The sequence below is a fragment of the Ensifer sp. D2-11 genome, assembly GCF_054161295.1.
The window spans coordinates 633,521-647,707 of sequence record NZ_CP096435.1 but is presented as its reverse complement, the minus strand read 5'-3'; the positions used below and the strand labels follow the sequence as shown (position 1 = coordinate 647,707).

Below are 14,187 nucleotides of genomic sequence, written 5' to 3'. Positions count from 1 at the left end.
TATCACTTCGAGCGATCTGAGGTGAGGCCGGCCCAATTGCGCCGCTAGACTTGCATGGGGGCACCCAAGGCGACCACGTGAGTATGGCCGTGAGGCCGGCCGCGGCCTCAATCGATCGCCGCCGCCCGCGAGACTAGGCAAGATCCCCACCGTCGATCCCGATGACATGTCCACTTAAGTACGAACTGGCGTCACTGGCGAGGAAAAGTACCACCGACGCTACCTCCTCCGGAGTGCCGACGCGGCGCATGGGATAGGGGGCAACGAGTTGCTCGGTGGTCAACTTCCAGTCGCGCCGCACGCGGTCCAGCATTGGCGTCTCGATCGGCCCGGGTGCGATGGCGTTGATACGCACGTGCTGCCCATATTCCTGGGCCGCGGCGCGGGTCATATGGATGACGGCGGCCTTTGAAGCCCCGTAGGCGACTATGTTCGGGAAAGCGTGGCGGCCCCCGATCGAGGCGGTGTTGATCATCGCGCCTCCCGATTGCACGAGATGCGGCAGTTCGTATTTCATCGAGAGAAAGACCCCGCGCAGATTGGTGGCGATCTGGTCGTCGAAGCCGGCGATGTCGGTGTCGGCGATTGATGCTGGTGGCAGGTCAATGCCGGCATTATTGAAGGCAATATCAAGACGGCCGTAACGCTCGATCGTCTCGGCTACGAAGCGTTCCACTTGGGACGCATTCCGTACATCCGATCTGATGTAGACAACGTCGCCGCCAGCCGCGCGAAGGCGGCCCTCCACCTCTCGCCCGAGTGCGTCCCGCCGGCCGTTGAACGCGACCTTGGCGCCGGCCCGCGCAAGGGCGCCGGCAGTGATCGCGCCGATGCCGGACGTGCCACCGGTAACAATTGCGACTTTTCCCTCCAGCATACCAGGGGTCTGCGCCCACGCAGGTGACGCCGTGAGACCGATGCCCGCGGCGCCGGCAGCAAAAGTGCCCGCGATAAGCTGCCGCCGGGGAAGCATCATCGTGGCGAATTTGACCTCGTCGTTCATGTCTCGTCTCCTCAGTCATCAATTCGCAAAGGCTAACCGAGAGCATTCGCCGGAAAAATACGGGTCAGCTTTCAAGATTTTAAACTTCCGGTTTATAATCGACACATGGGTTTGCGATCGGATTCCTTTTCCGGCCTTTCGGCTTTTCTTGCGGCGGCAGAAGCCGGCAGCTTCACCGCGGCCGCGGCGCGGCTGGATGTGTCGCCGGCGGCCGTGAGCCAAGCGGTAAAGGCTCTCGAGGAAAGGCTCGGCACGCCCTTGTTCGTGCGTACCACGAGGCGTATCGGCCTGACGGAGGCGGGTGCGGCCCTGCTGGCGCGCGTCAATCCGGCTGCGGCCGAGATCATCGCCGCTATCGAAGATGCGGCCGCAGCGGACGAGCCCACGGGATTGCTGCGGCTGACCGTACCCCGAATGGCGGTGCCGCTTATCATCGAACCCGTTGTTCCCGCTTTGAGGCGCGCTCACCCCAAAGTCTCGATCGAGATCGCGGTTGATGATGCGACGATCGACATGCCTGGGCGCGGCTTCGATGCGGGCATCCGCATTGGTGAATATATCGAGCGCGATATGGTCGCCGTGCGTCTTACGCGGGACATCACTTGGTCGGTCGTGGCGAGTCCAGCCTACCTCGCCAAGCGCAGTACGCCGCAGACACCGCACGACCTGACGGCTCACGATGCAATTCGCTACCGATTCCCGCGTTCGGGCGCCGTCTACAGGTGGGAGTTCGAGCGGGACGGCCGCGCCTTCTCCGTCGATCCGCCCGGCAACCTGATCGTGAACGACGGCGCGTTGCTTGTTTCGTGGGCGTGTGCAGGTCTCGGTCTCGCCTATGTCGCGGATCTCGCGGTTGAGACTGAGGTGGATGACGGCCAGCTTGTTCGACTTCTCGAAGCTTTTCTCCCGACGACGCCGGGCCTTTTCCTTTACTTCCCTCAGCGAGCGCAGACGCAACCGAAGTTGCGCGCCTTTATTGATATAGCCAGACACGTGCTGCGCCCGGCTCGGTAAACAGCAGCGTACTACTGAGCTGTCCTTCTTGGGGGATTAAACGTGCGACGCCGCTGCGTAGAAGGCCAGCGCCATTCTAGGACGTGGTCAAATTCGAATCCCTTAAAGGCGGGGGGATAAGGCGCGGCCCTCTCCGCGAATGAAGCCGTTCGGTCGAAACCGGAGAGCCGACTGCTGGCGGCTGCTCGGCTCGGGTTTGTTTTGCGCCGACAAGCGGACCTTAGCTCGCTCCATCGAAGTTCGCAGCGCGGCTGGATCAACCCCGATTGGAGCCGGAAGGAAGCCTTCGACCCGCCACGCAAAACTGACCCAAACCGCCGCGCTGTTGGAGGTTGCAGGGCAGGGCAAGGCGACGTCGCAACCATTGGTACCGCAAGCTGCAGAACATGGCCGCTGATGACAGCCTTTACTGAGATCGGCTTCGGTTCGCGCATCACTCTGCAGCTTCGACGAAGCGGTGGCGTTCGTAGAGGAACTTCAGCACCGCTTCGCGACATATTAGGTAGGTTCGATCGGAGGCGAGCTCAATGCGCCGACGTGGACGCGCGAGCGGCACGTCGAGGATTTCACCGACTCGTGCAGAGGGTCCATTGGTCATCATGACGATGCGGTCGGAAAGCAGGACCGCTTCGTCGACGTCATGCGTGATCATCAGCACCGTATTGCCGAGTGTCGCGTGGATCTGCATGACCTGGTCCTGCAGATGCGCGCGGGTCAACGCGTCGAGCGCCCCGAAGGGCTCGTCGAGAAGCAGCACCTTCGGTTCCATGGCAAGCGCCCGGGCGATGCCGACGCGCTGCTTCATGCCGCCGGAGACCTCTGAGGGGTGCTTCTCGGCGGCATGCGCCATCTGCACTAGCTCGAGGTTGCGCATCGTCCATTCATGGCGTTCGCCCTTGTTGCGGGTTCTCGAAAACACCTTGTCGACGGCCAACCGGACGTTTTCGTAGACCGTCAGCCACGGCAGCAGCGAGTGGTTCTGGAAGACGACGGCGCGGTCGGGTCCAGGTTCGTCGACCACCTTGCCGTCGAGGAGCACGACGCCGGTTGTCGCCTGTGTCAGCCCAGCGACGATGTTAAGCAGGGTCGACTTGCCGCAGCCAGAATGGCCGATGATCGAGATGAATTCACCCTTGTCGACTGTAAGTGAGACCTGTTTGAGAACCTCGGTGCGCATTCCGCCGCGTTCGAAGCTCTTGTCCAGGAGTTCAAGTGAAAGATAGCTCTTGGTCATCAGGCTTCCCTATTTAAGCGTTTGCAGTGCCGCGGGTGACGAAGCGGCCGATGAGTGCGATGAGGCGGTCGAGGAGAAAGCCGACAATGCCGACATAGATGAGCGCCACGATGATGTCGCTGATCAGCGACGAGTTCCACGCATCCCAGATGAAGAAGCCGATGCCGACGCCGCCAATCAGCATCTCGGCGGCGACGATCGCGAGCCAGGAGAGGCCGATGCCGATCCGTAGGCCCGTGAAGATGTAAGGCGCGGCTGCCGGCAGCATAATCTTTTGGAAATATTCGAGTCCGTTCAGCCGCAGCACCTTTGCGACGTTCTGGTAGTCCTGTGGAATGTTGCGGATGCCGACCGCGGTATTGATGATGATCGGCCAGATCGCCGTGATGAAGATGACGAAGATCGCCGAGGGATTGCCGTCTTGGAAGGCGGCGAGCGAAAGCGGCAGCCAGGCGAGCGGCGGCACGGTGCGCAGCACCTGGAAGATCGGATCGAGGCCGCGCATCGCCAGCGCGCTCTGGCCGACGAGCGTGCCGAGCGCCACGCCGGCAGCGGCGGCCAAGGCATAGCCGAGCGCGACGCGCTGCAAGCTGGCGAAGATGTGCCAGAACAGCCCCTGATCGACACCCTGGCCGGTGTAGAAGGGATGCGCGATCAGTTCCCAGCTCTCCTCGAGGACGCGCGTCGGAGCCGGCAGGCTGGACTCCGGCGACGAACAGACGAGCTGCCAAGCGAGGATGAAGAGCGTCAGCGTAAAGAGCAGCGGCAAGAGATTCGCGACAGCTTGAGCGGCAAAGTGCGATAGCCGCCGATCGATGCCGGGGCTCGCCGTGTGCCCGAGAGCGATGACTTGAGCGGATGACTGCGGCGACGCCTGCGGCTTGATCTCGAGATTAGTGACGGACATGCCGTTCTCCTACGGGTTACAATCGAAGGCAGCCGGGCAGCGACCCGGCTGCCATTTCGGCATCACGCGATGCGGCTGATTGTCAGGCTCTTCAGGTACGCCTCGGGATTAGCGGGATCGAAAACCTTGCCGTCGAAGAACGTCTCCGGACCGCGCGAGGTCGAGGCCGGGATGTCGGCGACGCCAAGGTCCTTTGCCGCCTCGCGCCAGATGTCCTCTCGATTGACTTTGGCGATCAGGGCCTTGATGTCCGTATCCGGTGCTAGCTTACCCCAGCGGATGTTCTCGGTAAGGAACCAGGCATCGTGGCTCTGGAAGGGGTAGGAAGCGTGGTCGCGCCAAAACTTCATGAAATGCGGGCTGCTCTCCACGATTTTGCCGTTGCCGTAGTCATATTCGCCCTTGAGCCGGTCGACGATGTCCTTCGGCGGCACATTGAACCAGCTGCGCTTGCCGACGATTTTGGCAAGTTCTTCCTTGTTCGCCATGTCGTCGCACCATTGAGCGGCTTCCTCGACCGCCATCAACAGGGCCTTGGCAGCCCGCGGGTTCTTCTCGACCCAGTCGGCACGCATGGCGAAGGATTTCTCGGGGTGCTTCGCCCAGATCTCGGCGGTGTTAACGGCGGTGAAGCCGATCTTCTGGTTGACGAGCTGCTCGTTCCAGGGCTCGCCGACGCAGAAACAGTCCATGGTGCCGACCTTCATGTTGGCGACCATCTGCGGAGGAGGGACGACGATGGTCTCGACGTCCTTGTCCGGGTCGATGCCGCCGGCGGCGAGCCAGTAGCGGATCCAGAGGTCGTGCGTGCCGCCCGGGAATGTCATAGCGACCTTCGCCGCGGCGCCCTCGGCCTTTTTCTTCGCAAAGGCGTCCTTGAGCACCGAGGCGTCAAGGCCGACCTTCAGGTCGGCATAGGCAGCACCAATTGAAATCGCCTGGGCATCGAGATTGAGGCGGGCGAGGATTGCCATCGGCAGCGGCTGGTTGTTCTGCGTCACCTTGCCGGTCGAGATGAGGTAGGGCATCGGCGTCAGGATATGGGCGCCGTCTATACCGGCGCCGGCCGAGCCGAGCACCAGATTGTCGCGGGTCGTGCCCCAGGAGGCCTGCTTCACCACCTCGACCTCGGTCATGCCGTACTTGTCGAACAAACCCTTCTCTTTAGCGATAATCAGCGGGGCGGAATCGGTCAGCGCGATGAAGCCGAGGATGGCCTTCGCGGTCTCGGGGCCGGCGCCCTGGGCGAAGGCCCCAGAGGGCAAAAGCGTTTTCGCTGCGCCGACTATGGCGGCCGTCGCGGTCGTCTTCAGCACGCTGCGGCGGGTCAGGCCGCCGAACAAAGTCTTTTTCATGCGTACGTTCCCTCAATGTGTTGGCCGGTCGAAAGCCGACAAAAAAACGCCGCTTGGGCATTGCGCTCCTGGGTTGGGAGGAAACCCTTGGAGGCAAGGACCTTGCGACGTCGGTGTCCTTGGCAGGCGCTATCGGCGCCTGAGCTCGCTTCTATCGCCGTTGATCGAAGCAATGATGGAAAAGCAAGGCCCATGCCAGTTCTAGGCGGCCGCGATATCGCTTTGAATCTAAAGAAAAAGGGAAGTTCCAAGTACTGCCCAAAAAATGAACATTAGCAAATTACGATGAAATATTGTGCGCTGCAGTACAGTTAGGTCGGTCATCCCGCGTAGAAAAACGGCGGTGCCGTTGAAATGTCGTGAGCGATCCTGTGAAGCTCTCAGGACACCGGTTCAGCGCCTCTCGAGCGCTCGCTGAACCACGACACAGTTTGAGCTGACGTAATCGACAATGCTCGCGCGGCGCGCAACGTCGCGCTCGAGCAGCAGTTCCACGTCCTCAGGCGTGGCATTCGTTACGCCTGCAGTTAACCGGGTGTTCCGCAACTAAGCGGATTTTGCATTCTGAAAGAACAACTTTGCGCCCATCACCGGAAATTGCGGCCGGCTGTCGACGAATGATTGCTGCCGGTTTGGGTGCGCGGCTCACCGCGAGAATACTCCCGTTCTAGGATCTGGATTGCACAATCTATCGACGGGAACTGTCGCCCCCGAAGTCGACCGATCGGCGATTGCAGTGCCCAATTCAACTCGTTTGTTGTCAGTGCCGTGCAATGCGCAGTGCCAGGCTCCCAACCCCAGAGGCCCTTCTTGCCTCGCGCATATTGTCGACGTCAGGCCGGCAGCCCGGCCTGCTTGCGCAAGCTCTTGTCGAAAGCGGATTCGGGGACGAAACGGCGCAGCAAGCGAACTTGGCCGGCCAGTTTTCCCGCGGTGTAGCGTCTTCTCGGCGCCTTGGCTATTGCGGCTTTGACAACGGTCTCTGCCACGACCTCCGGCTCGTCGCCTTTTCCGACGCTCTTGCGCATCTGTGCTTCCATGTCAGCGCGCACCGCGTCGTAGACAGCAAGCGAGCGATCGGGCCCGGTTAAGTTCTCTTCGAACGCTGTGCGGGTAAAGCCGGGCTCGACCAGCGCCACCCGAATTCCGAAAGTCCGCAGCTCATGATCGAGCGATTCGGAATAGCCTTCGACGGCATGCTTGGTGGATGCATAGAGAGCATTGTAGGGAGACGGGATCAGCCCCAGGATGGAGCTGATATTGATGATCCTGCCCGCCCCTTGACCGCGCATTGTTGGCAAGACCGCGTTGGTCATGCGAAGCACGCCGAAGACGTTCACGTCGAACAGTGCCTGAGCCTGGGCAGTTGAGGACTCCTCTGCGCCGCCGAGCAGTCCCTGGCCGGCATTATTGACGAGCAGGTCGATGCGCCCTGTCTCCGCTAGCACCTCTTCTACGAGTTTTGCCACGGATGCGTCATCGGTCACGTCACAGGTCAGCATGGTGACGCCGTCAGATCTTTCGGTGGCCGCGCGACGGCTGGTCCCGAAGACGCGAAAGCCCGCGCGCTGAAGGGCTCTGGCGGTTGCGCGCCCGATGCCGGTGGATGCCCCCGTCACCAGAGCGACGCCAAGATTGGCTTTGTTCATGGAACTCACTTCCTTCCCTATGCTGGATTTCGTTTGGAAATAGCGCACGCGCTCTCGTTCATGCTGCCCAACAAGCTTCAGTGTCTCAGGCGGCAATCTTGTCGGTCCATCGTCTGAACACGGCGCTGGCGTTGACACCTCCGAAGCCAAAGCCGTTGGAGATCGCGTACTCCATCTCCGTCGGCCGGGCCTGGTTTGCAACGAAGTCGATCCCGTCGCCGGCCGGATCAGGAGCGCTCAAGTTGAGCGTCGGCGGCGCCACCTGATCCCTGAGTGCAAGAATCGTGAAGATCGCTTCAAGCCCTCCGGCAGCTCCGAGCAGGTGTCCGGTGGCCGACTTCGTTCCGCTGACAGTCACGCTGAAATCTGCGCCGAAGACCCTCTTGATCGCCGCGATTTCTCCGAGGTCGCCGACTGGCGTGGAGGTCGCATGCGCATTGAGGTGGCGAATCTCACGCGCCGAAATTCCGGCTTGGGCAATCGCGATCTCCATAGCGCGGCGCGCACCGTCGCCGTCCTCGGGACCGGAAGTTACGTGATGGGCGTCCGCCGTCGTGCCGTAGCCGACGAGTTCGGCGAGCGGTTTGGCGCCGCGCGCAAGCGCGTGGCTCAATGCCTCGATGACCAGGATGCCTGCTCCTTCGCCCATGACGAAGCCGTCACGCAACATGTCGAAGGGGCGGGAGGCCCGATCAGGTGTTTCGTTGAAATCCGTCGAAAGGGAGCGGGCCGCGGCAAAACCACCGAGGCTGACGATGTTCATGCACGCTTCCGTTCCGCCGCAAACCGCGATGTCGGCTTCATTCGCGCGGATAAGGCGAGCCGCGTCACCGATGGCCTGAATGCCGGCCGCGCACGCCGTTACCGGTGCACCCAGCGGACCTTTGAAGCCGTAGCGGATGGAGATCTGTCCCGCTGCCAAGTTCACCAGGAAGGATGGCACCGTGAACGGTGAAAGACGTCTGACCCCGCGCTGGTCGGCCGTTCGCACCGCTTCCGTTATGGCGGGGAACCCGCCGATGCCCGAGGCGATGATTGTTGCGGTGCGGGCTTGATCCGCTTCCGAGGCCGGCCTCCATCTTGCATGAGCAAGCGCCTCTTCGGCCGCCTTCAGCGCGAAGAGAATGAATCGGTCCACTTTGCGCTGGTCCTTCGGAGCAAAAACCTTGTCAGGATCGAAGCCAGCCTCCGCATCTTCTTCCAGGGAGGGAACGACTCCGCCGATCTTCGCCGGCAGGTCTCCGACCACATCGTCCGAAAGTCGTCGGATGCCCGAGCGGCCAGACAAGAGCCTAGACCAGGAAGTCGCCGCATTGGCTCCGAGGGGGCTGACTGCTCCCATCCCTGTAATAACGATACGACGCATGTTGTCTCCAGTCGTCATTTTGTTCGATCCGGCCGCGCAATCGCGCCGTGAGACGCCCGATTGCGCTCACCGCGTATTCAAAAGCCGCGGCTGAGTTCAGCACCACGCGTGGGCGGCGAAGTCACGGAGTTTCGGCAAAGGCAATTCGCCCGCATCCATTACGCGGGAGGCCGTCTCATTTTCCGTCGGAGCGGGCAATCCGCCGAACTTCCTCGGCTGCTGCTCCGAGAAAGCGCTGCGACATCTCTTCATCATTCACGATGCGAGAGATCGTCACGGCACCCACCATGAGCGACAGCATCGCCATGGCCCTGCTGTAGGTTTTCGGGCCTTCGACCTCCGGGATCAACTCGTCGAGCATTTCAAGATGAGCTTGGATGCCCTCCTGGAAAGGGGCTCTCACTTCCTCGCCTTGTCGCGCCGCATCGGCGCCAAGCGCAACCAGTGGGCAACCATCGCCCTTCTCTCCGCGATGCCCGGTGGAAAGGTAAAGCTTGATAACGCCTTCGAGGGGATCAGGGCTTGCGCCAGCAACAGCCGACCATCTGCGGGTCGCGTGCTCCATCGCTCGCCTGGACGCCAGCGCCGCAAGATCGTCCTTGGATTCGAACTGCTTGTAGAAAGCACCTTGGGTCAGGCCGGCGCCCTTCATCAGATCCTTCAGCCCGATGCCATCAAAGCCGTGCTCCCGAAAAAGCCGGCTCGCCACGTTGATGACCGCTTCGCGATTTGCTTCCGCCTGTGCGCGACTGACTCTCATAAACGACTCCCTTTTTAGATTTCACTTGACATCTATAGCACTGTTAGATTTAGATCGCAATCTAATAGAGGCGGCTCCCGGCAACAAGGGTCATTTGAAATGAACCGCAAGTATCTTTTCGCATCGATCGGACTTGTGGCTGCGGCCGGAGGCGCAGCGTTCGCGTTCGTTTTCGAAGCACCCGGACAGGATGCGGAGGCGGCAGATCCACGTGTCGCGCCTCCACTGGTGAGACTGGTGCAGGCTAAGTCACCGCAAAGAGCAGAGCGTGCCTTCACAGGTACAGTCGCCGCCCGAGTGCAGAGCAATCTTGGTTTTCGCGTACCGGGCAAGATTATTCAGCGCCTCGTTGATGCCGGGCAAAGCGTCAAGGCGGGCCAGCTCCTTATGCGCATCGATGAGACTGATCTGCGGCTTGCGCTCACGGCAAGACGCAACGCTGTAGCCGCGGCACGCGCTGTCCTGGTTCAGGCGAGCGCGGACGAGAGCCGCTATGCAGTTCTGGTAAAGAACGGATTGGCTGCAACGCCTCAGCGCTACGAGCAGGCGAAGGCCACGCTGGACACTGCGACGGCGCAGCTTGCCGCCGCTGAAGCTGAAGCCCGGGTTGCGGAGAACGAAGCGACCTATTCTGTATTGGTTGCGGGCGCGGATGGAACGGTGGTCGAAACGCTCGGTGAGCCGGGACAGGTCGTTTCCGCCGGCCAGACCGTAATCCGGATTGCTGAATCCGGCCCCCGCGAAGCGGTGATCGCGCTCCCCGAAACCACCCGGCCCGCCATCGGCTCGATGGCCGTGGCCAACCTGTACGGAAACGACGAACGCCGCTATAAAGCACATCTTAGGCAGTTGTCGGACTCAGCCGATCCCCAGACGCGTACCTATGAGGCCCGCTACGTGCTCGACGGCGAGGCGGCAACAGCACCGCTTGGGGCCACGGTGACCATCCGGCTTGCAAGCCGGAGTAGTCAGCCGGAAGTCCAGGTGCCGCTGGGAGCCGTGCTCGACAACGGCGAGAAGACCGGCGTTTGGGTCTTGGACAGCGCCACCTCGACCGTACACTTTCGACCTGTCAAGCTTGTTCGTGTGACCAGCGAGACCGCCTTGATCTCCGGACTGAACTCCGGCGATCCGATTGTTTCGCTCGGCGCTCATCTCCTGCAGGAGGGCGCAATCGTCAGGACTGCGTCCGAAAGCGGGGGCAAGTGATGAATTTCAATCTCTCAGCGATCGCCGTTCGCGAACGCGCCGTCACCCTGTTCTTTATCCTCTTGGTAGTGGCGGCCGGCGCCTACGCCTTCGTCATGCTCGGGCGGGCGGAGGATCCCAATTTCACCATCAAGACCATGACGGTCACGACAGCATGGCCGGGTGCGACAGCACGCGAGATGCAAGACCTCGTCGCCGAACCGTTGGAGAAACGGCTTCAGGAACTGACCTGGTACGACCGGGTGGAGACAACCACACGGTCGGGCTATGCCTATATGACGGTCACGCTGAGGGACGACACGCCGCCATCCGCCGTTGAGGAGGAGTTTTACCAAGCCCGCAAGAAGCTCGGAGATGAAGCCCGCAACCTGCCGCCCGGCGTCTTCGGCCCCTTCGTCAATGATGAATATTCGGATGTGAGCTTCGCCCTTTATGCACTCAAGGCCAGCGGCATGGCGATGCGTGAATTGGCCAGGAAGGCCGAGGTGATCCGCCAGGAACTCCTGCACGTGCCCGGCGTCAAGAAAATCAACATCCTCGGAGAACGTCCTGAACGGATATTCGTCGAGTTCTCCTATGCCAAGCTGGCAACCCTCGGCGTTTCTGCTCAGGACATCGTTGCCGCGTTGCAGCGGCAGAACACCGTCACGCCGGCGGGCTCCATCGATACCCAGGGACCGCGGGTCTTCATCCGGGTCGACGGCGCTTATGACAGCGTGCAGGCGATCGCCGACACGCCGATCGTGGCTTCGGGGCGGACGCTGAAGCTCTCCGACATCGCCGAGGTCCGGCGTGGTTACGAGGATCCACCCACCTACCTCATCCGCCGCCAGGGGGAGCCCACCATCATGCTGGCGGCCGTTATGCAGGAGGGCTGGGACGGTCTCGCGCTCGGCAAAGCGCTGGAGGATAGGACTGCGGCTATCGCGCAGACGCTGCCGCTGGGGATGACGCTCGACAAGGTGAGCGATCAAGCCGTCAACATCACCTCCGCGGTTGACGAATTCATGATGAAGTTCGCGATGGCGCTCGGCGTGGTGCTGCTGATCGCCCTGATCAGCATGGGTTGGCGCGTCGGCATCGTCGTGGCGGCCGCCGTTCCGCTGACGCTTGCCGTCGTCTTCCTCATCATGCTGGAAACCGGCCGGTTCTTCGACCGCATCACCCTGGGTGCCCTCATCCTGGCGCTCGGTCTTCTCGTCGACGACGCCATCATCGCCATCGAGGTGATGGTGGTGAAGATGGAAGAGGGCATGGACCGCATCAAGGCGGCGGCCTATGCGTGGAGCCACACCGCGGCGCCGATGCTGTCGGGAACACTCGTGACGGTCGCCGGGTTCCTGCCGGTGGGCTTCGCGCGCTCGACGGCCGGCGAATACGCCGGCAACATCTTCTGGGTCGTCGGGTTTGCCCTTATCGTCTCGTGGATCGTCGCGGTGATCTTCACGCCTTATCTTGGCGTCAAGATGCTGCCCGCGATCAAACCGGTCGAGGGCGGTCACCACGCGATCTACGACACACCGAACTATCGGCGCCTGCGGCGGCTTATCACCTTTGCCGTGCGGCACAAGTTCGTAGTCACCGGTATTGTCGCCATCGCCTTCGCGCTTTCCGTGGTGGGCATGGGCTCCCTCAAACAGCAGTTCTTCCCGACATCCGACCGCCCCGAAGTGCTCGTAGAGGTTCGCCTGCCGGAAGGCACCAGCATTGAGACGACGACTGCCACAGTCGAGAAGCTCGAAGGTTGGCTGGAGGGCCAGCCCGAGGCTGAGATCGTCACGAGCTATGTCGGTCAGGGCGCTCCCCGCTTCTTTTTCGCAATGGCGCCGGAATTGCCCGATCCCGCCTTCGCCAAGATCGTTGTGCTGACACCGGACGCGGAGGCGCGCGATGCATTGAAGCACCGGCTCCGGGAGGCGGTGTCCCAAGGGCTCGCGCCCGAGGCCGACGTACGTGTCACCCAACTTGTGTTCGGGCCCTACACGCCGTTTCCCGTCGAATTCCGGGTCATGGGACCTGATCCCGTGCAACTCTACAGCATTTCCGAGAAGGCCCTCGACATCATGCGGGGCGTCCCGGATGTGCGGCAGGCCAACCGCGACTGGGGCAATCGCACGCCCGTGCTCCGGTTCGTCCCGGATCAGGATCGACTGAACCTCATCGGCCTCTCGTCGGCCGAAGCGGCCCAGCAACTCCAATTCCTCCTCACCGGCATCCCCGTTACGCAGGTCCGCGAGGACATCCGCAATGTCCCCATCGTGGCACGCAGCGCCGGCGGCGAGCGCCTGGACCCGGCGCGTCTGGCGGATTTCTCGCTGATGAGCCGGGATGGCCGGCAGATACCGCTCGACCAGGTTGGCCATTCGGAAATCCGTCTGGAAGAGCCGATCTTGAAGCGCCGTGATCGCACACCCGTCATCACGATCCGCTCGGACATCAACGAGGCGACCCAGCCTCCGGAGGTGTCCATGCAGATCATGGCGGCCCTTCAGCCGCTGATCGCATCACTTCCGGCCGGCTATCGGATCGAAATGGGCGGGTCGATCGAGGAGGCAGCCAAGGCCAATACCGCGCTCGGCAAGGTCTTCCCGGCCATGATCGCCGCCATGCTGATCGTCATCATGCTGCAGGTGCGATCGTTCTCGACGATGGCCATGGTCATGCTGACGGCACCGCTTGGCCTCGTCGGCGTCGTGCCGATGTTGCTCACCTTTAACCAGCCCTTCGGTTTCAACGCCATTCTGGGCATGATAGGACTGGCCGGCATCCTGATGCGCAATACGTTGATCCTGACCGAACAGATCAAGGAGAACCGTGCTGCCGGCCTCGACGACTATCACGCCGTCATCGAGGCTACGGTGCAACGCACGAGGCCAGTGATCCTGACGGCACTTGCCGCCGTGCTGGCCTTCATTCCCCTCACGCATTCCGTCTTCTGGGGATCGATGGCCTATACGCTGATCGGCGGCACCGCGGTCGGCACGGTGCTGATCCTGCTCTTCCTGCCGGCGCTCTATGCGGCGTGGTTCCGGATTAAGCCGACCGCTGATGAGCTCCATGAAAAACCGCCCGCGAAGGCGAAATTGCGACCGGCACTGGCTGCCGAGTAGCATCTGTCGCGGGGGCTGACGATTCAAGTCGCGCTCGACTTGCTTTAACGGGAGGCTGGGCCAGGGCTGTTGGGAGTCACGCCTCAGCTCTGTTGAAAAAGCAACATGGAGGCCGAGGCCGACGAGCACTGTGCCACCTGCACGCCGCATCAGACGTTGCGCAAGACTGGGGGACCTCAATCTTGGGGCTTCTGCCCTACTTAGCGTTTCCCCCCAGGCGACGTCAGGGCGCCCCGTCTAAGACAAATCTGGAAGGATCAGCCGATCGAGAACAGGCAGAGACCCTCCCTAATGGATCGTCGGAGGGGGCTCTAAGATGTCCCGCCTAAGAGCATCCAAAAGGTTGAGCAGACCGACGACCTCATCGGCCTCCTCAGGGCTGAGCTGCGAGGAGAGCTTGTCGGGGCCTAAGACCGCTGGTTCCCCAGTGAAGACGTCGAAGACCGTCCAGGTCCCATCCTGCTCACGTTTCACGCTATATCTTTGATCGTGCATGCGAGTTTTCCGTGTCGATGGTCGTGAACGCACGGGACTCCACTCGGTTCCCCCCGAGGTGGCCATAAGGTCGCCTGAGGGGAGC

The 14,187-nt window shown here is 61.9% G+C and carries 10 protein-coding genes; 3 read left to right on the top strand and 7 right to left on the bottom strand.

What is annotated here, in order from left to right:
• Positions 1-133: 133 nt before the first annotated feature.
• Entirely contained in the window at positions 134-1,003 is an 870-nt protein-coding gene (locus M1D34_RS28895; protein ID WP_498784500.1) for an SDR family NAD(P)-dependent oxidoreductase, read from the bottom strand.
• Between the two features lie 111 nt (positions 1,004-1,114).
• On the opposite strand from M1D34_RS28895, the gene M1D34_RS28890 reads away from it, so the two are divergent.
• Positions 1,115-2,017 carry a LysR family transcriptional regulator gene (locus tag M1D34_RS28890; protein WP_498786278.1) on the top strand — a complete coding sequence of 301 codons (903 nt, stop codon included), beginning with the start codon at positions 1,115-1,117 and terminating at the stop codon, positions 2,015-2,017.
• A 433-nt stretch (positions 2,018-2,450) separates the two neighbouring features.
• Here M1D34_RS28890 and M1D34_RS28885 read toward each other — a convergent pair whose 3' ends face one another.
• The 6 genes from M1D34_RS28885 to M1D34_RS28860 all read right to left on the bottom strand — a co-directional run bounded on the left by M1D34_RS28885 (position 2,451) and on the right by M1D34_RS28860 (position 9,288).
• Positions 2,451-3,251: an ABC transporter ATP-binding protein gene (locus tag M1D34_RS28885; RefSeq protein ID WP_498784498.1), complete on the bottom strand. Its 801-nt coding sequence runs from the start codon at positions 3,249-3,251 to the stop codon at positions 2,451-2,453.
• A gap of 13 nt (positions 3,252-3,264) precedes the next feature.
• Positions 3,265-4,158, bottom strand: coding sequence for a nitrate ABC transporter permease (gene ntrB, locus M1D34_RS28880; protein WP_498784496.1), 894 nt, complete (start codon positions 4,156-4,158; stop codon positions 3,265-3,267).
• 62 nt (positions 4,159-4,220) lie between these two features.
• Positions 4,221-5,513: a CmpA/NrtA family ABC transporter substrate-binding protein gene (locus M1D34_RS28875; RefSeq protein ID WP_498784494.1), complete on the bottom strand. Its 1,293-nt coding sequence runs from the start codon at positions 5,511-5,513 to the stop codon at positions 4,221-4,223.
• 833 nt (positions 5,514-6,346) lie between these two features.
• Positions 6,347-7,162, bottom strand: coding sequence for an oxidoreductase (locus tag M1D34_RS28870; protein WP_498784492.1), 816 nt, complete (start codon positions 7,160-7,162; stop codon positions 6,347-6,349).
• A gap of 85 nt (positions 7,163-7,247) precedes the next feature.
• A complete protein-coding gene (gene fabF / locus M1D34_RS28865) occupies positions 7,248-8,528 on the bottom strand; it encodes a beta-ketoacyl-ACP synthase II (protein ID WP_498784491.1) in 1,281 nt (426 codons plus the stop codon).
• Between the two features lie 175 nt (positions 8,529-8,703).
• Positions 8,704-9,288, bottom strand: a complete 585-nt coding sequence (locus tag M1D34_RS28860; protein WP_498784489.1) for a TetR/AcrR family transcriptional regulator — start codon at positions 9,286-9,288, stop codon at positions 8,704-8,706.
• A 99-nt stretch (positions 9,289-9,387) separates the two neighbouring features.
• Here M1D34_RS28860 and M1D34_RS28855 point away from each other — a divergent pair, with 99 nt between their 5' ends.
• Together M1D34_RS28855 and M1D34_RS28850 are read left to right on the top strand one after the other, a co-directional pair.
• Positions 9,388-10,497 (top strand): efflux RND transporter periplasmic adaptor subunit, encoded by a 1,110-nt coding sequence (locus tag M1D34_RS28855; RefSeq protein WP_498784487.1) that lies wholly within the window; start codon positions 9,388-9,390, stop codon positions 10,495-10,497.
• A complete protein-coding gene (locus M1D34_RS28850; protein ID WP_498784485.1) occupies positions 10,497-13,607 on the top strand; it encodes an efflux RND transporter permease subunit in 3,111 nt (1,036 codons plus the stop codon). Before M1D34_RS28855 ends, M1D34_RS28850 begins: the two co-directional genes overlap by 1 nt.
• Positions 13,608-14,187: the final 580 nt, after the last annotated feature.